This window comes from Krasilnikoviella flava, from assembly GCF_900167525.1.
Classification (GTDB): Bacteria; Actinomycetota; Actinomycetes; order Actinomycetales; family Cellulomonadaceae; genus Isoptericola; species Isoptericola flavus.
In genome coordinates this window covers 867,575-885,841 of sequence record NZ_FUZQ01000001.1, presented here as the reverse complement: position 1 = coordinate 885,841, position 18,267 = coordinate 867,575, and the positions used below count along the sequence as shown (strand labels likewise).

21 protein-coding genes are annotated in these 18,267 nt (G+C 75.3%); 15 read left to right on the top strand and 6 right to left on the bottom strand.

Annotated features, from left to right (window positions below; genetic code table 11):
• Positions 1–10: 10 nt before the first annotated feature.
• Genes B5Y66_RS03820 through B5Y66_RS03810 form a run of 3 tightly spaced genes read right to left on the bottom strand, consistent with a single transcriptional unit; the run spans position 11 to position 2,104 of the window.
• The gene (locus B5Y66_RS03820; RefSeq protein WP_079571147.1) at positions 11–799 is read right to left on the bottom strand and encodes a hypothetical protein; all 789 of its coding nucleotides are present in this window, start codon (positions 797–799) and stop codon (positions 11–13) included.
• Positions 796–1,557 carry an ABC transporter ATP-binding protein gene (locus B5Y66_RS03815; protein WP_245806903.1) on the bottom strand — a complete coding sequence of 254 codons (762 nt, stop codon included), beginning with the start codon at positions 1,555–1,557 and terminating at the stop codon, positions 796–798. The genes B5Y66_RS03820 and B5Y66_RS03815 overlap by 4 nt, the downstream gene beginning before the upstream one ends.
• Positions 1,550–2,104: a TetR/AcrR family transcriptional regulator gene (locus B5Y66_RS03810; RefSeq protein WP_079571145.1), complete on the bottom strand. Its 555-nt coding sequence runs from the start codon at positions 2,102–2,104 to the stop codon at positions 1,550–1,552. The genes B5Y66_RS03815 and B5Y66_RS03810 overlap by 8 nt, the downstream gene beginning before the upstream one ends.
• Before the next feature lie 90 nt (positions 2,105–2,194).
• Here B5Y66_RS03810 and B5Y66_RS03805 point away from each other — a divergent pair, with 90 nt between their 5' ends.
• The 4 genes from B5Y66_RS03805 (at position 2,195) to B5Y66_RS03790 (ending at position 6,838) form a co-directional block, all read left to right on the top strand.
• On the top strand, positions 2,195–3,070 hold the full coding sequence (locus B5Y66_RS03805) for a hypothetical protein (protein ID WP_079571142.1): 876 nt from the start codon (positions 2,195–2,197) through the stop codon (positions 3,068–3,070).
• A 66-nt stretch (positions 3,071–3,136) separates the two neighbouring features.
• Entirely contained in the window at positions 3,137–6,004 is a 2,868-nt protein-coding gene (locus B5Y66_RS03800; protein ID WP_079571139.1) for a DNA polymerase III subunit gamma and tau, read from the top strand.
• Position 6,005: 1 nt separating this feature from the next.
• Positions 6,006–6,437 carry an NUDIX hydrolase gene (locus tag B5Y66_RS03795; RefSeq protein WP_079571137.1) on the top strand — a complete coding sequence of 144 codons (432 nt, stop codon included), beginning with the start codon at positions 6,006–6,008 and terminating at the stop codon, positions 6,435–6,437.
• Complete coding sequence (locus B5Y66_RS03790; RefSeq protein WP_079571134.1) at positions 6,434–6,838, top strand: VOC family protein; 405 nt, start codon at positions 6,434–6,436, stop codon at positions 6,836–6,838. Before B5Y66_RS03795 ends, B5Y66_RS03790 begins: the two co-directional genes overlap by 4 nt.
• Before the next feature lie 54 nt (positions 6,839–6,892).
• On the opposite strand, the gene B5Y66_RS03785 is transcribed toward B5Y66_RS03790, so the two are convergent.
• Positions 6,893–7,417, bottom strand: coding sequence for an NUDIX hydrolase (locus tag B5Y66_RS03785; protein ID WP_079571131.1), 525 nt, complete (start codon positions 7,415–7,417; stop codon positions 6,893–6,895).
• A 122-nt stretch (positions 7,418–7,539) separates the two neighbouring features.
• On the opposite strand from B5Y66_RS03785, the gene B5Y66_RS03780 reads away from it, so the two are divergent.
• From B5Y66_RS03780 to B5Y66_RS03750, 7 genes are all read left to right on the top strand, one after another.
• Entirely contained in the window at positions 7,540–8,520 is a 981-nt protein-coding gene (locus B5Y66_RS03780; RefSeq protein ID WP_079571129.1) for an ABC transporter ATP-binding protein, read from the top strand.
• A complete protein-coding gene (locus tag B5Y66_RS03775) occupies positions 8,517–9,368 on the top strand; it encodes an ABC transporter permease (RefSeq protein ID WP_079571125.1) in 852 nt (283 codons plus the stop codon). Before B5Y66_RS03780 ends, B5Y66_RS03775 begins: the two co-directional genes overlap by 4 nt.
• 47 nt (positions 9,369–9,415) lie before the next feature.
• Complete coding sequence (locus tag B5Y66_RS03770) at positions 9,416–10,681, top strand: sensor histidine kinase (RefSeq protein WP_176168767.1); 1,266 nt, start codon at positions 9,416–9,418, stop codon at positions 10,679–10,681.
• Positions 10,678–11,283: a response regulator transcription factor gene (locus B5Y66_RS03765; RefSeq protein ID WP_079571120.1), complete on the top strand. Its 606-nt coding sequence runs from the start codon at positions 10,678–10,680 to the stop codon at positions 11,281–11,283. The genes B5Y66_RS03770 and B5Y66_RS03765 overlap by 4 nt, the downstream gene beginning before the upstream one ends.
• 50 nt (positions 11,284–11,333) lie before the next feature.
• Positions 11,334–11,768, top strand: a complete 435-nt coding sequence (locus B5Y66_RS22460; RefSeq protein WP_176168766.1) for a DUF3592 domain-containing protein — start codon at positions 11,334–11,336, stop codon at positions 11,766–11,768.
• A 79-nt stretch (positions 11,769–11,847) separates the two neighbouring features.
• Positions 11,848–12,447, top strand: a complete 600-nt coding sequence (recR, locus tag B5Y66_RS03755; RefSeq protein WP_079571118.1) for a recombination mediator RecR — start codon at positions 11,848–11,850, stop codon at positions 12,445–12,447.
• A gap of 36 nt (positions 12,448–12,483) precedes the next feature.
• Entirely contained in the window at positions 12,484–13,053 is a 570-nt protein-coding gene (locus B5Y66_RS03750) for a DUF5063 domain-containing protein (RefSeq protein ID WP_079571115.1), read from the top strand.
• Between the two features lie 4 nt (positions 13,054–13,057).
• Here B5Y66_RS03750 and B5Y66_RS03745 read toward each other — a convergent pair whose 3' ends face one another.
• Entirely contained in the window at positions 13,058–13,651 is a 594-nt protein-coding gene (locus tag B5Y66_RS03745; RefSeq protein ID WP_079571113.1) for an SRPBCC family protein, read from the bottom strand.
• 15 nt (positions 13,652–13,666) lie between these two features.
• Between B5Y66_RS03745 and B5Y66_RS03740 the strand changes: the two genes are divergently transcribed.
• Positions 13,667–14,449, top strand: coding sequence for a TSUP family transporter (locus tag B5Y66_RS03740; RefSeq protein ID WP_079571110.1), 783 nt, complete (start codon positions 13,667–13,669; stop codon positions 14,447–14,449).
• Between the two features lie 44 nt (positions 14,450–14,493).
• On the opposite strand, the gene B5Y66_RS03735 is transcribed toward B5Y66_RS03740, so the two are convergent.
• Positions 14,494–14,670, bottom strand: a complete 177-nt coding sequence (locus B5Y66_RS03735; protein WP_245806902.1) for a hypothetical protein — start codon at positions 14,668–14,670, stop codon at positions 14,494–14,496.
• A 144-nt stretch (positions 14,671–14,814) separates the two neighbouring features.
• Between B5Y66_RS03735 and B5Y66_RS03730 the strand changes: the two genes are divergently transcribed.
• From B5Y66_RS03730 to B5Y66_RS03720, 3 genes are all read left to right on the top strand, one after another.
• Positions 14,815–15,681: a hypothetical protein gene (locus B5Y66_RS03730; RefSeq protein WP_176168737.1), complete on the top strand. Its 867-nt coding sequence runs from the start codon at positions 14,815–14,817 to the stop codon at positions 15,679–15,681.
• 105 nt (positions 15,682–15,786) lie between these two features.
• Positions 15,787–17,091, top strand: coding sequence for an aspartate kinase (locus B5Y66_RS03725; protein WP_079571106.1), 1,305 nt, complete (start codon positions 15,787–15,789; stop codon positions 17,089–17,091).
• A gap of 7 nt (positions 17,092–17,098) precedes the next feature.
• Positions 17,099–18,208 carry an aspartate-semialdehyde dehydrogenase gene (locus B5Y66_RS03720; RefSeq protein ID WP_079571103.1) on the top strand — a complete coding sequence of 370 codons (1,110 nt, stop codon included), beginning with the start codon at positions 17,099–17,101 and terminating at the stop codon, positions 18,206–18,208.
• Positions 18,209–18,267: the final 59 nt, after the last annotated feature.

The window sequence follows — 18,267 nt, the reverse complement described above, 5'->3', positions numbered from 1 at the left end:
GATGGCACCGTCACACGTCGGTGAGGCGCCGCCACTGGACGACGACGAGGGCCGCGCCGACCGGCGCGACGGCCGCGGTGATCGCCACCGCGGCCCCGCCGACATCGGCCGCGGCGTCCGGCCCGCCCGTGCCGGTCCACAGCGACGGGACGGCGTAGGGGAACCACGCGCCGGCGCCGACCAGCACCACGACCTGGGTCAGTCCGACGACGCCGATCAGTGCCCCGACGGTGGCGAGCGGGCTGCGGGTGGCCGTGGCGACGGCGGCGAACGGCAGCGCGAGGCCCGCGGCGAGCAGGCCTGCCGCGAGGGCGCGGCCCGCCGCGGCCCACGCGGCCGGGCCGAACGGTGCGTCGGTCGTCGCGGCGACGGCCGCCGACGCCCCGACCGTCACGGCTACGGCACCCGCGACGCACGCCGCGGCCCAGCCGAGCACGACGAGCCCGCGCGCGAACGCGAGCGTGCCGCGGGGCGTCGTGAGGCCGAAGTACGCGCCCGCGCGGCCGTCCGCGAGCGGCTGGCCGAACGTCGCGGCGACGGCGAAGCCGCCCGCCATGAGGACGGCGACGGAGAGGATCTGGCCCGCCGCGACGAGGTGCGTGGTCGCGGGGTCGCCCGCGGCGTAGTCGGCGAGCTTGGCGGCGCCGGCCCCGCCGACGGCGCCCGACCGGGCGAGCGTCGTCAACCCGATCGATGCGACCGGGACCAGCGCGATCAGCAGCGGCGTCGCCAGCCGCTGCACGGTCGAGCGGCGCCAGGCGATCGCCTCGACGCGCAGAGCGGTGCGCAGGACGGTCATGCGGACCTCCGGCTTCCCGCAGGGAGTGCCGCCGTGTCGGCGGCCAGGACGAGGTCGAAGAACCGGCGCTCGAGCTCCGCCTCGTCCGGAGTCAGCGACCCGACCACCCGGCCGCCGTGCACGGCCAGCACGCGGTCGGCGACGCGCGCCACCTCGTCGAGGTGATGGCTCGAGACCAGCACGGCCGCGCCGGCGGCCGCGCGCTCCCGCACGAGCTCGCGCACGAGGACGACGCCGCGCGGGTCGAGCGCGGACGTGGGCTCGTCGAGGACGAACGCTGCGGGGGAGTGCACGACCGCGCACGCGACCCCGAGCCGCTGGGCGTTGCCGAGGGACAGCGCGCGGGCGCGCGCGTGCGCCCAGGGGACGAGGTCGAGGCGCTCGGCGACGGCGGAGGCCGCGGCTCCCGCACCGGCATGCGCCACGCCGTGCAGCTCGGCCGCGACGCGCAGGTTCTCGGTCACCGTGAGCGCCGGGTCGACCAGGGCGGCCCCGACCACGTGCCCGAAGCGGAGGGCGGCGCCGGCCGGGAGCCGTGCCGGGTCGTGGCCCAGCACGCGCGCGGTGCCCGAGGTCGGGCGCAGGCGTCCGGTGAGCACGCGCAGTGCCGTCGTCTTGCCCGCGCCGTTGAGGCCGATCATCGCGACCACCTCGCCGGGCGCCACGGCCAGGGACATCCCGGACAGCGCCGGGCGGGCATCCGGTCGGTGGCCGCCGAAGGCGTGGTGGACGTCGTCGAGCAGCAGGGCGCTATCCACGGAGCACCTCCAGGGCGCGGGTGACGGTGTCGGCGAGCGACGTCGCTGCGTCGGTGCGCGCCAGGAGGGCGGCGGTGCAGGCGCCGAGGCAAGCGGCGGCAGCGACGGTCGCGTCGAAGCGCGCCACGCCGTCGGCGACCAGACGGTCCGCGATCGCGCGCTCGGTCGCGGCGGTCGCGGTGACGACGGCGGCGCGCAGCCGCGGGTTCGCGGCGACGAGGGCGACCCGGCGGTGGGCCGTGGTGTCCTCCGTGGGCGTGACGTCGGCCAGCGCGGCGAGCATTCCGCGCCGGACGCGCTCCAGGGGCGCGAGGTCGCGGGCCTGCGTGCCGACGGCGTCCGCGATCAGCGGGTCGTACGGGTCGCTGACGAGCACGGCGTCCTTGGTGGGGAAGTGGCGGAAGAACGTCATCTGCGTGATGCCGGCGGCGGCGGCCACCTGCGCGACCGTCGTCGCGTCGTAGCCGCGCGTCTCGAAGAGGTCGAGCGCCGCGTCGAGGATGCGGGCCCGGGTGCGGAGCGCGCGGGGCGAGGTGAGGGTGGCCACGCCGCCAGCGTAGACCGAATGTGAGTCACTCACTTTTCTGGAGGTGGCCGGGCTCTGGCAGATCGTCCTCTGGCACGGAATGATCCGTGCGTGCTCTTCGACGAGGAGAAGGACGGTGGCGCGCGCGCCGAGCGGCGCCCCAGCAGCGTGGCGGCTCGCGTCGCATGGGGAGCTCTGTGGACCGTGCTGGCCCTCGTCGCCCTGGTGGTCGTGGTGGTGGCGTGGTGGGCCCACGACGTGACCACGCCCGACGGCGGCGACGGGTACGCGGACGAGCTCGCCGAGCGCACGGCGATCGGGATCGCCGACGACGTCGAGGGGCACTACGCAGAGCCCCTCGACGCGGAGACCCTCGCGCAGTCAGCAGTGACGGACCCGCGGCTGGCCGGAGGGGACGACGCGGAGTACGAGTTCCAGGTGCTCGGCTGGCAGGGGTCTTCGGGCGATGCTGACGGAGCCCGGATCGACCTGGCCATCTCCGTCGACGTGGCTGCCTGGTCGAGCGGCGCGATCTTCGGCGACAGCCGCACGGCCGGTCGGACGACGTCGTGCTGGCACCTGGTCGTCCGTGCCTACGAGTACGACGACGCGGCGGACCTCGAGTGGTTCCGTTGTCCTGACGACGTCGTCGGGGCGACGCCCCACCCCACGGCGCCGCCTTCGCTGGGGCCCGACGCGGAGGCGACGGTGCTGGACGTCATGGACCGGCTGCCCGTCGCCGTCGATCCTGCGTCGGCGGAGTCCGCCCTGCGGTACGAGTTCCCGTCGTCCGTCGACGTGTCCGTCGTGTGGGACGGCCGGGAGCTGGTGGCGGCCGTGGGCGTGGCCGAGGCACGAGACTGCATCGTTGCCGTGCGCCGCGACCGCTCCACCTCGCGGTACACGGACTTCGACCGGATCCTGCTCGAACCGGGCGAGCTCGGCTGCGTGCCCAGCCTCTACACCAGCCCCGTCACGACGCACTGACGCGCGTCGTCCACCGCCTGAGCAGCGGCCTCGTCGGTGTCGGCCGCGGCGTCTAGGGTTGGCGGGGTGACCACCGCTCTGTACCGCCGCTACCGGCCCGAGACGTTCGCCGAGGTGATCGGCCAGGAGCACGTCACCGCACCGCTCATGCAGGCCCTGCGCAGCGGGCGCGTCAACCACGCCTACCTCTTCTCCGGTCCGCGCGGCTGCGGCAAGACGACGTCCGCCCGCATCCTCGCGCGGACGCTCAACTGCGCGCGCAACACGCCGGAGACCCCGATCGACACGCCCTGCGGGGAGTGCGACTCGTGCGTCGAGCTGGCCCGCGGCGGCCCCGGCTCGCTCGACGTCGTCGAGATCGACGCGGCCAGCCACAACGGCGTCGACGACGCGCGCGACCTGCGCGAGCGCGCCACGTTCGCGCCCGCCCGCGACCGGTACAAGATCTTCATCCTCGACGAGGCGCACATGGTGACGCCGCAGGGCTTCAACGCGCTGCTCAAGATCGTCGAGGAGCCGCCGCCGCACGTGAAGTTCGTCTTCGCGACGACAGAGCCGGACAAGGTGATCGGCACCATCCGGTCGCGCACCCACCACTACCCGTTCCGGCTCGTGCCGCCGGACGTGCTGGGCCCGTACCTCGAGCAGCTCACCGCGGCCGAGGGGATCGAGCTCGGCGGGGGCGTGGTGCCGCTGGTGACCCGCGCGGGCGGCGGGTCCGTGCGCGACAGCCTCTCCGTGCTCGACCAGCTCATCGCGGGCGCGACCGGCGGGGTCGTCGAGTACGACACCGCCGTCGGCCTGCTCGGCTTCACCCACGCCACCCTGCTCGACGACGTCGTCGACGCCCTCGCGGCGCGCGACGGGGCCTCGATCTTCCGCGTCGTGGACCAGGTGATCGCCACCGGTCACGAGCCGCGACGGTTCGTCGAGGACGTCCTGGAGCGCCTGCGCGACCTCATCGTCATCGCGGTCTCCGGCGACGCGGCGGAGGCCGTGCTGCGCGGCCTGCCCGCCGACCAGCTCGAGCGCATGCGCACCCAGGCGGGGCGCCTCGGTGTGTCGGAGCTGTCGCGGGCGGCCGACCTCGTCAACGCCGCGCTCACCGAGATGACCGGCGCCACCTCGCCCCGGCTGCACCTCGAGCTGCTCTGCGCGCGCCTGCTGCTCCCCGGCGCCGACGATGGCACGGAGGGCCTCGCCGCGCGCATCGACCGCCTCGAGCGCGGCGTCATCACCGGGGGTGGCGCGCCCGCGCAGGCCGCCGCACCCGTCGACGGCGCTCCCGTGCCGGCGAGCGCTCCTGTGTCATCGAGCGCTGCCGCACCGTCGGGCGGCCCGTCCGGCGGGTTGAGCGGCGCGGCCGTCGCCCGTGCAGCCCTGCAGGCGAGCCGGCGCCCGGCGTCCGAGCCTGTGGGGTCGACGGAGCCCGCGGTGTCCGAGCCTGTGGGGTCGACGGAGCCCGCAGTGTCCGAGCCCGCTCCCGCGCCTCCGGCTCCGGAGCCCGTGGCCGAGCCGACCGCTGCTGCCGACCCGACGGCGGGGCCCTCGGCGCCCGTGCCCGACGTCGAGACGGTCGTCAGCCAGCCCGCCCTGACTGTGCGCCCCGAGCCCGAGCCCGGGCCCGAGTCCTCGGAGCCCGAATCCGCCGAGCCCGAGCCCGAGCCCGAGCCTGCCGAGCCCGAGCCCGAGGACGACGGGCCGGTGGACGACTTCCCGGTCGACGGACCGGACGACGCGGAGCCGGCGGACCTCGGGCCCGCGGGCGCGTCGGACATCGACAGCACTCCGCTCGAGACGGCACCCGCGCCGCCCGCACCCGCGCCGGTGGCAGCGCCGGCGGCCGGCGGAGGTGCGGAAGCGACGGCGGAGATGGTTCGTCGCCGCTGGGACGAGGTGGTCGCGAACATCGGCAGCCCCGTGACGCGCGCGCTGGTCGGCCCGAACGCGCAGGTCGTCTCCCTCGAGGGCGGGCTGCTGCGCCTCGGCTTCGCCGCGGCCGGCATGGCCCGCACGTTCTCGCAGCCGCGGCACGTGGACGCCGTGAGCGAGTCGGTCTACCAGACCCTCGGCGTGCAGGTGCGGGTCGAAGCCACCCTCGACGAGGGGCGGTCCGGCGGCGGCACCTCCCCCTCCGGCAGCACCCCGCCCTCCGGTGGCGACCAGGGCGGCCCGCCGAGCCCGACGCCGTCGAACGGGGCCTCGCCCACCGCGCCGCAGACCACGACGCCCCTGGACAGGGCAGCGCCGTCGGCCCCGTCCGACGACCGCCCTGCCGGCGGCACCGGTGCCGGGCCCACCCCGCCGCCCGGGCCGGCGGCCGGCTCGTCCGCGCCGACCCCGGTCGCGACGGTCTCCGCCGCCACCGCGCCGCCCGCAGGCCCCCGGGCGTCGGCCGCCGTCTCCCGCCCGTCGGGCGGCGTCGCGCTCGCCGAGCGGCCGCCCGCCCCCGAGCGCTCCGCGGCGGAGGACGCCGACGCGGCCTGGCTCGCCGGAGCGTCTACCGCGGCGGCGCCGCCCGAGCCCGCCAGGCCCGACCCGGCGTCCGTCGGCGGGCCCACCCGTGCACCTGCCGGCCCGCAGGCCGACGTCCCGCCCCCGTGGGCGCAGGAGCCCGAGCCCGCCGCGCCACCCGGCGAGCCCGCGACGCCACCGAGCACACCGGGTCCCACTGCCGGCCCGAGCGTTCCGGTCGCGGGCGCCCCGGCCGGACCGGCCGTCCGCGAGACACCGCGCCAGGCGGCGGAGCGACGGGTGCGCGAGGCGGAGCAGACGAAGGACCGGTCGTCCTGGGCGTCGTCGGGCCCGGGCGCGGTCGACGACGAGCCGTCCGCCGACGACCCCGACATCACGTCGGCCGGGCTGGTCGGCGTGCAGCTGGTGGTCCAGGTGCTCGACGGCAAGGTCATCGAGGAGATCGCGGAGCAGCCCTGACATGACCCGCGACACCACGGCACGGACCGTGACCACGCTCCACATCGTCGCGGCCGTCATCGTGCGCGACGACGGCCGCGCGCTGCTCGTGCGCAAGCGCGGCACCACCGCGTTCATGCAGGTGGGCGGCAAGATCGAACCGGGGGAGGATCCGGTGGCCGCGCTCGTGCGCGAGTGCGCCGAGGAGATCGGGCTCGTCGTCGACCCGGCCGCCGTCCGCCCGCTCGGGCGCCGCAGCGCCGTCGCAGCCAACGAGCCGGACCACCACGTGGACGCGCACGTCTTCGAGGTCGCCCTGCCCGCCCGGTTCGACGTCGAGACGCGCGCCGAGCTCGAAGAACATGTCTGGGTCGACCCCGGCGCGCCGGTCGCGCCGCATCCGCTGGCACCGTTGTCCGCCGACCTCATGGCGGACGTCGCCGCCGGACGATGACGAACCTCCCGCCCCGGGGCGCGGTCCACCACGTCGAGCTGTGGGTGCCGGATCTCCAGCGTTCCGAGCGTTCGTGGGGCTGGCTGCTCGGCGAGCTCGGCTACCGGCCGCACCAGTCGTGGGACCACGGTCGGTCGTGGCTGCTCGGCGATGCCTACGTCGTGGTCGAGCAGAGCCCGGCCCTGAGCGCCGTCACCCACGATCGCCGTCGTCCCGGGCTCAATCACCTCGCCCTGCACGCCGGCACCCGCAAGCAGCTCGACACGCTCGTCGACGCCGCGCCTGCGCACGGCTGGGTGCTCCTCTTCACCGACCGGCACCCGTTCGCCGGCGGCCCGGAACACTATGCCGCCTACCTCGAGGACGCAGACGGCTTCGAGGCCGAGCTCGTCGCCGTCTGACGACCTGGCTCGAACTACCTCGGCGCGGCTCGAACTACCTCGGCGCGGCTTGAACTACCTCGGCGGCGAGGCGCGCAGGTCGTCGAGCCAGCCGGCGAGGTTGGCCACGCTGTCGGGCATGAACGGCAGCTCGTCGATCATCGCGAGCAGGCGCGCGGGCGAGACCCAGGCGCCCCAGGCGACCTCCTCGGGCTGCCAGGTCACGGGGCCGTCGTAGGTGCACTCGTAGAGGAACTCGCGCATGCGGGTGCGGGAGTCGGCGTAGTCGGCCGCCCCGAGGGGCACCAGGTCCACCCCGGTGACGCCGAGCTCCTCGGCCAGCTCCCGGCGCGCGGACTCGAGCGGGTCCTCGCCGGCGCGCAGCACGCCGCCCGCGCAGAAGTCGTAGCGGCCCGGGTACAGGTCCTTCGACTCCGTGCGGCGGTGCACGTAGACGTCTCCGGCGCCGTTGCGCACCACGACGGCGGTGGCCGCGTGCCGCAGGTTCTCCGCGCGCACCCGCGCCCGCGACGCCGTGCCGCAGGGCCGCCCCGCGTCGTCGTACAGCGCCACGACCTCGGACCCGGGCGTCTCGTCCATCAGAGCATCCTGCCGCAGCCGGGCCCGGCATGACGGATGTCACGGGAGTCCCGTGCACCCGTCACGAAAGCCGGTGAGAGGCGGCACTACCTGCGCCGATGTCCCGCGGCGAGGGTGGAGGCATGACTGCGGAACCCATCGTCCACGTCCGCGGGGCACGCCGCCGGTACGGCACGTTCGAAGCCGTGCGCGGCGTCGACCTCGACGTCCACCGCGGAGAGCTCGTCGCCCTGCTCGGCACCAACGGGGCGGGCAAGACGTCGTTCGTGGAGCTCGTCGAGGGGCTCGCGCCCGCCGACGGCGGCACGGTCCGGGTGCTCGGTCGTGACCCGTACCGCGAGCGGCGGCAGGTCGTCGGCTCCCTCGGGATCATGCTGCAGAGCGCCGGGTTCTCCGGCGACCTCACCGTCGCCGAGACGGCCCGCACCTGGGCGGGCACGCTGACCCGCGCGCGCCCGCCGGCCGACGTGCTCGGTGCCGTCGGGCTCGACCACCGCGCCGACGTGCGCGTGGCCAGCCTGTCGGGCGGGGAGAAGCGGCGCCTCGACCTCGCGCTCGCCACGATGGGCGACCCCGAGGTGCTCTTCCTCGACGAGCCCACGACCGGGCTCGACCCGGAGAGCCGGCGCGCCACCTGGGGGCTCGTGCAGGGGATGCTCGACGCCGGCACCACGGTGCTGCTCACCACCCATTACCTGGAGGAGGCGGAGCAGCTCGCCGACCGCATCGCGATCATGAAGGCGGGCAGGGTCGTGCGCTCGGGGTCGGTCGCGGACGTCGTCGCCACCGAGCCGGCCGTCGTCGAGCTCGTCGTGCGCAACGACGGCGGCCGCCAGGTGACGCCCACGGCCGCGGACCTGCCCGCCCTGGCCGGCGTGGTCGGCACCCCCGACGTCGACCGCACCGGCCGGGTGCGGTTGCGCACCACCCGGCTGCAGGACGACCTGTTCACCCTGCTGCAGTGGGCCGACGCCCGGCACCTGCGGCTCGACGACCTGGACGCCCGGTCGGCGTCGCTCGAGCAGGCGTTCCTCGCCCTCGACGCCGCCCCCGGCGACACCGACGACGGCACCCGCACCCGCGCCGAGGAGGCCGCAGCATGAGCACCGTCCCCACCTCCGCGACCCCGGTCGCCCGGCGTCGTCCGGCCCCCGCCGCGGGCGGGCGCGGCAGCGTGCGGCGCGTCTCGGCGCTGGCGCGCGCCGAGCTGCAGCTGCTCGTGCGCAACCGCACCGCCCTGTTCAACGCCCTTGCCCTGCCGCCGATGACGGTCGGGCTGTTCGCCACGATCGGCGGCATCGGCGACGAGGCCGCCGCCACGACGGGCGCCGTGCTGCTGAACCTGCTGACGTTCATGGCGCTCGCGTTCGTCGTCTACTACAACCTGACCGTCGCGTTCGTGGCGCGGCGCGAGGAGCTGGTGCTGAAGCGGTACCTCGTGGGGGAGTGCTCCCGGGCGGAGATCCTCACGGGCACCGCCGTCCCGGCGGTCGCGGTCGCGCTGGCGCAGACGGTGCTCGGCATCGTCGCGGTGTCGGTGTTCCTCGAACCGCCCGCCTTCGTCAACCCGCTGCTGATGGTGGTCGCGGTGCTCGGCGGTGCCCTCATGCTCACCGTGCTTGCGGGCGCCACGTCGGGGCTGTCCCGCACGGTCGAGTCGGCGCAGCTCACGACGTTGCCGCTGCTGATCGTCGCGATCCCGTTCGCCGGGCTGTTCGGCGGTCCGGGCGCGACGACGGGCGTGCTCGGCACGATCGGCACGTTCACGCCGTTGCGCCCGATCACGGACCTCATGCTGCTCGGCGCGGGCGGGCTCGACGGCGAGGGCCAGGTCCTGTCGTTCGCCGAGACGTTCGGCGCCGCCGTGGTGCCGGTGGCCGTGCTCGCGGCATGGACGGCGCTCGGCGTGCTCGCCTGCCGGCGCTGGATGCGGTGGGAGCCGCGTCGGTGACCCACCCGGACGCCCCCGCCCGTGCGGGCCGTGGCAGGCTGGCACCCGTGACGCCCGACCTGTCGCCCGCCACGGCCCGCATCGGGGGTGCGCGCGGGGTCGAGCTGTACACCCGCGTGAGCCTCTACCTCTTCGTGCTCTTCGAGCCGTTCTTCTACCTCTACGCGGTGGCGGCGCTCTCCCGGCTCGAGGTGGCTCCGTCCGGCGCTGGCGGGACGCTGCTCGTCGTCGCCGCGCTGGTGCACACGAGCCTCTGCCTGGCCACCGTGCACGCCGGGTTCGACGGCCCGCTGTGGTCCGGGTGGCGGCCCCGCCCCGTGGTGCTCGCCCTGCTGGTCGCGACGGCGGCCCTCGTGGTGGTGACGGTGGCGACGCTGCCGGTGTCCGCGGACGGAGGCATGCTCGACGACCCGCGCAGCGTGATGGTCGCCGTCGGCGGCGCGGCGACGTGCGGCGCCCTCGCCGTCGCCTCCCCGCCCTGGCGGGTCGCCGGGTGCGGGGTCGTCGTCGCCGTCACGGTCGCGACCCTGCGCGCGACCGCCGGCATCGAGCCGACCGCAGCCGCCGTGCTCGCCGGGCTCCTGGCCCTCGTGTTCACGCTCTTCTGGGCCGGGACCGTGCGGATGTCGATGTGGATGGTCGAGGTGGTCCGCCGGCTCGACGACGCCCGCGGGGTGGCCGCGCGCCTCGCCGTCGCCGAGGAGCGGCTGCGCATCGCCCGCGACATGCACGACGTCGTCGGGCGCGCTCTGTCGGCGGTGGCCGTGAAGTCCGAGCTCGCCGCGGCGCTGGCCCGCCGGGGCGACCTGCGCGGCGCCGACCAGATGGACGAGGTGCGCACCCTGGCGCAGGAGTCGTTGCGCGAGGTGCGCGGCGTGGTCGCGGGCTACCGCGCCGCCGACCTGGCCACCGAGCTCGACGGCGCCCGGTCGGTGCTGCGCGCCGCCGGCGTGACCGTGCGGGTCGTCGGCGACGTGCCGCACCTCGCCGCCCCGCAGGTCGAGGCACTGGCGTGGGTGGTGCGCGAGGGCGTCACCAACATCGTGCGCCACTCGGACGCCCGCGAGTGCCGGATCGACCTCACCGAGAGCGCGGGCGACGACGCCCGGGTCCTGGCGCTCACCGTGACCAACGACGGGGTCCGCGGCCGTACAGGTTCGCCGGGCGGGGGCGCGGGGCTGGTCGGTCTGCGCGAGCGGCTCGCCGCCGTCGGCGGGTCGCTCGACACGGCGACCCGTGGCGACCGTTTCGTCCTCACCGCCTGCGTGCCCGCCCCCGGGACCCACGACCTGACGAAGGAGGCCGCCGCATGATCCGTGTCGTGCTCGCCGATGACGAGACCCTGATCCGCGACGCCGTCGCCCAGCTCCTCGACCTCGAGGACGACCTGGAGGTCGTGGCGGTGGCGGGCACGGGCCCGGAGGCCGTCGCCGCGATCGAGCGGCACCGGCCCGACGTCGCGGTGCTCGACCTGCAGATGCCCGGCGCCGACGGCATCGAGGTCGCCGAGCGGGTGCGCTCCGCCGTCCCCGGGTGCGCGGTCGCGATCGTCACCAGCCACGGTCGCCCCGGCTACCTCAAGAAGGCGCTCGCCGTCGGGGTGCGGGCGTTCCTGCCCAAGTCGGCGTCCGCCGCGGTGCTGGCCGCCGCGGTGCGGCAGGTGGCCGCCGGCGGCCGGTACGTGGACCCGGAGCTCGCCGCCGACGCCATCTCCGCGGGCGACTCGCCGCTGACCGCCCGGGAGGCGGACGTGCTCGAGCTGGCGGCCGACGGCGCGCCCGTCGAGGAGATCGCCGAGCGCGCGGCGCTCGCGCCGGGCACCGTGCGCAACTACCTCTCGTCGGCGGTCGCGAAGCTGGGCGTCGCGAACCGGCACGAGGCGGCTCGCCTGGCGCGGGCGAACGGCTGGGTCTGATCGGTCCGCTACGGTGCAGTGTCGGAAATGGCACGAGAAGGTGGGACGACGTGGAGACCTGGGCACCGATCATCCTCGGTGGCGTGTTCCTGATCGCGGCCGCGGTCATGCTCACCGTCGCGAGCAGGCAGCGTGCGCGACGGCGCGAGGAGACGCAGCAGCGGCAGACGCGCGGCGAGGTGGTGACCGGCACGGTGGCCGGCAGCATCCGCAACCGCCGCTCGGAGAGCAACGCGTCCTTCACGTCGGTGTCGTTCCGCGACCGGGACGGGCAGGAGCGCAAGGCCCGCTCGAGCGTCAAGACGATCTTCCCGCCGCGCAAGGGCAGCCCGATGCAGGTCTGGTACGACCCCGCCGACGACACCGCGACGCCTGTCCTCGTCGGCGACTGGCGCGACGGGCTCACGTCCGGCGTGCTCCTCGGGGTCGGGATCCTCTTCGGGCTGGTCGGCCTGGGCGTCCTGATCGGCGGGCTCGCGGGCTGACCCGCCCGGGCGGCCCCGGCGGGTTCCGCCCGGCCCGGTGGGCCCCGGCTGTGGGCGGCGGGTCGTAGGCTGGACCCTCGTGTACGAGGGCGCAGTCCAGGACCTGATCGACGAGCTCGGCCGCCTCCCCGGCGTCGGGCCCAAGAGCGCGCAGCGCATCGCGTTCCACCTGCTCGCGGCGGACGCCGCCGACGTGCGCCGGCTCGCCGACGCGCTCACCGAGGTGAAGGCGCGCGTGCAGTTCTGCGAGACGTGCGGCAACGTCGCGGAATCCCCGACGTGCCGCATCTGCACCGACCCGCGCCGTTCCGACGACGTGATCTGCGTGGTCGAGGAGCCGAAGGACGTCGTCGCGATCGAGCGCACCCGCGAGTTCCGCGGCAAGTACCACGTGCTCGGCGGCGCCATCAACCCGATCGAGAACGTCGGCCCCGACGACCTGCGCATCAGCCAGCTCATGACGCGCCTGGCCGACCGCACGGTCACCGAGGTCATCCTCGCCACCGACCCGAACATCGAGGGCGAGGCCACGGCCACCTACCTGTCGCGGCTCATCGCCCCGATGGGCGTCACCGTGTCCCGCCTCGCGTCGGGGCTGCCCGTCGGGGGAGACTTGGAGTACGCGGACGAGGTGACCCTGGGACGCGCGTTCGAGGGCCGGCGGGTGGTCGGCGGCTGACCGGCCGCCGTCCGGCACGGTAGGAGGGAGCAGGTCGTGGGGGAGATCGAGGCTGGATCCGAGTTCCGGGACGTCGCCGAGCAGATGTCGGCGCAGGCACGCGTGTTCCTGTCGACGACGACGCAGGTCGCGTCCGGCGCGGCGCCGGGAGCCGAGCTCTCGCTGCTCATCCTCGCCACGTCGGACCTGCTGGCCGCCGGCGCGCGGCTCGCCGCGATCGTCGACGTCGTCCCCGCCGAGCGGTGGGAGCCCGACGCCGGCCCGGAGACGGACGTCGACCCGCTGCGCGACGCGCTCGCGAAGATGTTCGACGGTTTCGACGACTACGTCGAGGTGTCCGACCCGGCGCTGAGCGCCGACGTCGCGCCCGCCACCCTGTCCGGCGACCTGGCGTGCGTCGCCGAGGAGATCGCGAAGGGCCTGCAGCATTTCGACGACGGGCACGAGCTCGAGGGGCTGTGGTGGTGGCAGTTCAGCTACCTGTCCTCGTGGGGCGAGCGTGCGTCGTCGGCGCTGCGCGTGCTGCAGGGCGTGCTCGCGCACCTGCGCCTCGACGTCGAGGACGATGTCGCCGCCGAGGCGGAGTACGACGCGCTGCACTCCTGAGCGGTCACGCCCCGGCGCCCGCCGCCCGGGCGTAGTGCTCGCGCTGTGCCGGGTAGTACGACTCCCACTCCACCGTGTCCGCCGGACGCCCTGAGCGCACCGCGACGAGCCGGTCGAGGTAGTACTCCCAGCCGGGCCCGATCGAGGCGGCGTCGTCGTCCGGGCCGAGCAGGTGCCGGAACGTCAGGGTCGTCGCCCCGCCGGACTCCGCGAGCTCGACCGCCAAGTGCCAGACCCCGACCGCCGTCGCCGTCTCGACCGTGTACCCGTGCGGCGGCTCGCACCGCAGGATGGTGCAGTCTCCCGGCTCGGCGTCCGCGCTCTCCGCGGTCATGAAGAACTGGACCCGGCCCGTCGCCGGGTCGCCCTCCCACCGGCCGATCCACCGTTCGAGCGGGGCCGGCTCGGTGAGGCTCGCCCACACGTCCGGCGCGGCGGCACCGAACACCCGGGTGAGCACGAGCTCCGGCCCGCCCGCCCCGTGCTCGACCGTGCCGGTCGCCGCGACGCCGGGGCGGTCCTGGTCGGTCCTGCTTCCCAGGGTGGCACGGCACCGCCGGCGACGGGAGGTGGGGCGGGCAGGGGCCGCGGTCGGCATGACAAGATCTCCGGCGTGCCCGACCTCGACACCCTCACCATCGTGCTGCTCGTCCTCGCCGGGCTCACCGCCGGCTGGGTCGACGCCGTCGTGGGCGGCGGTGGGCTGATCCAGCTCCCCGCGCTGCTGCTGGTGCCGGGCATCTCGCCGGTGCAGGCGCTGGCCACCAACAAGCTGGGCTCGATCATGGGCACGTCGACCAGCGCGATCACCTACTACCGGCGGGTGGGCCCGGACCTCACGACGGCCGGCCCCATGGCGGTCGCGGCGCTGGTCGGGGCGTTCGGCGGCGCCGCGCTCGCGAGCCGCATCCCCGCCGAGCTGTTCAAACCGATCATCCTCGTGGTGCTCATCGGCGTGGCGACCTACACCGTCCTGAAGCCCAAGCTCGGCGCGCACGACAACCTGCGCTGGGAGGGCAACCGGCACCGCTGGACGGCCGCCGGCATCGGCCTCGTCATCGGCGCCTACGACGGCCTGCTCGGCCCGGGCACGGGCACGTTCCTCGTCATCGCGCTGGTGAGCGTGCTGGGCTACGCGTTCCTGCCGGCGTCGGCGCTGGCGAAGATCACGAACTTCGCCACCAACCTCGGCGCGCTGCTGTTCTTCGTGCCGCACGGCGCCGTGCTGTGGGGCCTGGGGCTCATGATCGGCGCGGCCAACCTCGTGGGCGCCTACATCGGTGCGCGGATGGCGGTCGCCAAGGGCAGCGCCTTCGTGCGGGTCATCTTCGTCGTCGTGGTGGGCGCCCTCATCGTCAAGCTCGGCTACGACGTCTGGCACGACTGGCGGTCCTGAGCCGCCGCCCGCGGCGAAGGCCGCCGGGGCGACGGCGGGGGGGGTCAGCGCGCGAGCAGGTCGCGCAGCGCGGCCAGGATCTCCTCGGGCGCGCTCTCGGCCATGAAGTGGCCGGCGGCGGTCGAGCGGTGGTCGAGGTCGGGGGCCCACGCGCGCCACAGGCCGGCGGCGTCGTAGCCGAGCATCGAGCCCCAGTCCTGCTGCACGACGGTCACCGGCATGGCCAGGCGTCGTCCCGCGTCGCGGTCGGCGCGGTCGTGCCCGACGTCGATCCCGGCCGACGCGCGATAGTCGGCGACGATCGATCGACGGCACCGCCTCCCCCGACCGGCGCACCGGAACGCACCCGGTCGCGCCTGCTGGCCGTGCTCGCCACGGAGCTGCGCGGCTCGCCGGGGAGCGCCGGGCCCGCGGCGGCCGACGAGTCGGTGGCGCTGGCGCGCCGCACGGGCGACCCGGCGACGCTCGCGCGCGCCCTCGGCGCGGCGACCCTGCACGCCTGCGGGCGCGCCGGGCTCGCGCCGATGCGGGACGCCGTCGGCGCCGAGCTCGTCGACGTGGCCGCGAGGGCCGGGCTGGCCACGGACGAGATCCTCGGCCACCTGGTGCGGGTGCAGGCCCGGTCGGCGCTCGGGGACACGGCCGGGGCGGCCGGGCACGCCGGGTCCGCACGGCGGCTCGCGGCCGACCACGAGCGCCCCCTGGTCGAGGTGCTCACGTCGTGGTCCGACACGGTGGGCGCCGCGGTCGAGGGGGCGCCCGACGCCGAGGTCGAGGCCGCCGTACGCGCGGCGACGGCCGGGCTGGAGGGCACCGGCATGGCCGGCCTCGAGACCGGGTTGGAGACACTGGCGCTGCTGTGCCTGCGGGTGGGTCGGGGGCGCGCGGACGCGGGCGCGGGGCTGGCGCCGGGCGACGCGGGGTCGTACGCCTCCTGGGCCGCCCCATGGACGCTGCTCGCCGCCGGTCGGGACGACGCCGCCGCCCGACGGGCGCTCGCCCGCGTGCCGGACCCGCCGCCGGGGCTGCTGATCGAGGCGCTGTGGGTGCTGGCGGGACGGGCCGCGGTCCACCTGGGCGACAGGCGGGTCGCGGAGCGGGCGCGCGCGGCGCTGGCTCCTGCCGCGGGCGAGCTCGCCGCGGGCAGCGGGCTCGTCGCCGCCGGCCCCGTCTCCGACCACCTGGAGGTGCTGGACGCGTTCCTCGCCCAGGGCCGGGGCGCCACGACCTGAGACGGCCCTCGTCCGAGCCGCGGACGCCGACTACCATCGACGGGCAAGCACCAGCCCCGGCGGACCGTTGAGAGAGACGGAGGCCGGCCAGCAGAAGGTTGTGACATGGCACTTGTCGTGCAGAAGTACGGCGGATCATCCGTCTCCGACGCCCACAGCATCAAGCGTGTGGCGAAGCGGATCGCAGCGGCCAAGCGAGCGGGGAACGACGTCGTCGTCGTGGTGAGCGCCATGGGCGACACCACGGACGAGCTCCTCGACCTGGCCGGGCAGATCACCCCGCTGCCCCCGCAGCGCGAGCTCGACATCCTCCTCACCTCCGGTGAGCGCATCTCGATGTCCCTGCTCGCGATGGCGATCACCAACCTCGGGGTCAAGGCGAAGTCCTTCACCGGTCAGCAGGCCGGCCTCATCACCGACGCGGTGCACGGCCGCGCGCGCCTCGTGGACGTGGTGCCGCACCGCATCCGCGAGACGGTGGAGAAGGGGCAGGTCGCGATCGTCGCAGGCTTCCAGGGCGTGAGCTCCAGCAACGACGTCACGACGCTCGGTCGTGGCGGCTCGGACACGACGGCGGTCGCGCTCGCGGCCGGCCTCGACGCCGACGTCTGCGAGATCTACACCGACGTCGACGGCGTGTTCACCGCCGACCCGCGCATCGTCCCGAGCGCCCGCAAGATCGACCGCGTCACCTACGAGGAGATGCTCGAGCTCGCCGCGTCGGGCGCGAAGGTCCTGGCCCTGCGCGCGGTGGAGTACGCGCGCCGCTACGACGTGCCCGTGCACGTGCGCAGCTCGTTCAGCAACACCACCGGCACCCTCGTCACCGGCACGCACGGCGACGCGATCGACCCGAACGCCCCCGCGGGCGACCAGGAGGAAGCAGAGATGGAAGCCCCGATCATCTCCGGCGTCGCGCACGACCGCAGCGAGGCCAAGATCACCGTCGTCGGCGTGCCGGACAAGCCCGGCACCGCCGCCCGCATCTTCGAGGTCGTGGCCGGCACCGGCGCGAACATCGACATGATCGTGCAGAACGTCTCGGCCGCGCACACCGGGCTCACGGACATCTCGTTCACGCTGCCGCACGCCGACAGCCCCAGCACCCTGGCCGCGCTCAACGCGCTGCAGGAGGAGCTCGGCTTCGCGTCGCTGCAGTACGACGACCAGATCGGGAAGCTGTCCCTGGTCGGCGCCGGCATGAAGTCGCACCCCGGCGTGTCCGCGCGGCTGTTCGGCGCGCTGCGGGACGCCGGCATCAACATCGAGATGATCTCCACCTCCGAGATCCGCATCTCGGTGGTCACCCGGGAGGACGCCCTGGACGACGCCGTGCGCGCCATCCACACCGCGTTCGACCTGGACTCCGCCGACGGCGAGGCCGTCGTCTACGCCGGCTCGGGGCGGTGACGCGCTGATGGCTCAGATCAACGACTCCGGCGTGAACGTCGCCGTCGTCGGCGCCACCGGCCAGGTCGGCGGCGTCCTACGGCGCCTGCTGGCGGAGCGCGCCTTCCCGGTGAAGGAGCTGCGGTTCTTCGCCTCCGCCCGCTCGGCGGGCAGCACGCTGCCGTTCGAGGGCGTGGACGTCGTCGTGGAGGACGTCGCGGCCACGGCCACCGATGACCTCGCGGACGTGGACGTCGCCATCTTCTCGGCCGGCGGCGGTACGTCACGCGAGCACGCCCCGCGGTTCGCCGAGGCGGGCGCCGTCGTCATCGACAACTCGTCCGCCTGGCGGCTCGACCCGGAGGTGCCGCTGGTCGTCTCCGAGGTGAACCCCGAGGCGATCGGCGACGCCGTCAAGGGCATCGTCGCGAACCCGAACTGCACCACGATGGCCGCGATGCCGGTGCTCAAGCCGCTGGCCGACGAGGCCGGGCTGGAACGCCTGCGCGTCGCGACCTACCAGGCGGTGTCCGGCTCCGGCGTCGGCGGGGTCAAGGAGCTCGCCGACCAGGCGCGCGCCGCCGTGGCCGGCGACCTCGAAGGGCTGGCGCACTCCGGTGCGGCGGTCGACTTCCCCCAGCCGGAGAAGTACGTCGCGCCGATCGCGTTCGACGTGCTGCCGCTGGCGGGCAACCTCGTGGACGACGGGTCGGGCGAGACCGACGAGGAGCAGAAGCTCCGCAACGAGTCGCGCAAGATCCTCGGCCTGCCCGACCTCGCCGTGGCCGGCACCTGCGTGCGCGTGCCGGTGTTCACCGGGCACTCGCTGGCCATCCACGCCGAGTTCGGCGCCGCGATCACCCCGGAGCGGGCGCGGGAGCTGCTGGCCTCCGCGCCGGGGGTCGAGCTCGCGGACGTCCCGACCCCGCTGCGCGCGGCCGGCGCGGACCCGTCCTTCGTGGGGCGGATCCGTACCGACCAGTCCGTGCCCGGCGGACGCGGGCTCGTGCTGTTCGTGTCGAACGACAACCTGCGCAAGGGCGCGGCGCTCAACGCCGTGCAGATCGCCGAGATCGTCGCCGCCGACCTGGCCGAGCTGGCCGCGCTCGACGACGTCGATGCGGCTGCCGCTGGTTGAGCCTGTCGAAACCCGCAACGCACGACGGACCACGGGGCACGGCGACGAGCGATCGTCGC

What these genes read in the sequence shown, in the direction of transcription:
- B5Y66_RS03720 (WP_079571103.1), top strand. Translation starts at nt 17,099, where the DNA reads ATGGCTCAGATCAACGACTCCGGCGTGAACGTCGCCGTCGTCGGCGCC.
- B5Y66_RS03785 (WP_079571131.1), bottom strand. Translation starts at nt 7,417, where the DNA reads ATGGACGAGACGCCCGGGTCCGAGGTCGTGGCGCTGTACGACGACGCG.
- B5Y66_RS03820 (WP_079571147.1), bottom strand. Translation starts at nt 799, where the DNA reads ATGACCGTCCTGCGCACCGCTCTGCGCGTCGAGGCGATCGCCTGGCGC.
- B5Y66_RS03775 (WP_079571125.1), top strand. Translation starts at nt 8,517, where the DNA reads ATGAGCACCGTCCCCACCTCCGCGACCCCGGTCGCCCGGCGTCGTCCG.
- B5Y66_RS03735 (WP_245806902.1), bottom strand. Translation starts at nt 14,670, where the DNA reads ATGCCGGTGACCGTCGTGCAGCAGGACTGGGGCTCGATGCTCGGCTAC.
- B5Y66_RS03765 (WP_079571120.1), top strand. Translation starts at nt 10,678, where the DNA reads ATGATCCGTGTCGTGCTCGCCGATGACGAGACCCTGATCCGCGACGCC.
- B5Y66_RS03745 (WP_079571113.1), bottom strand. Translation starts at nt 13,651, where the DNA reads ATGCCGACCGCGGCCCCTGCCCGCCCCACCTCCCGTCGCCGGCGGTGC.
- B5Y66_RS03780 (WP_079571129.1), top strand. Translation starts at nt 7,540, where the DNA reads ATGACTGCGGAACCCATCGTCCACGTCCGCGGGGCACGCCGCCGGTAC.
- B5Y66_RS03795 (WP_079571137.1), top strand. Translation starts at nt 6,006, where the DNA reads ATGACCCGCGACACCACGGCACGGACCGTGACCACGCTCCACATCGTC.
- B5Y66_RS03790 (WP_079571134.1), top strand. Translation starts at nt 6,434, where the DNA reads ATGACGAACCTCCCGCCCCGGGGCGCGGTCCACCACGTCGAGCTGTGG.
- B5Y66_RS03725 (WP_079571106.1), top strand. Translation starts at nt 15,787, where the DNA reads ATGGCACTTGTCGTGCAGAAGTACGGCGGATCATCCGTCTCCGACGCC.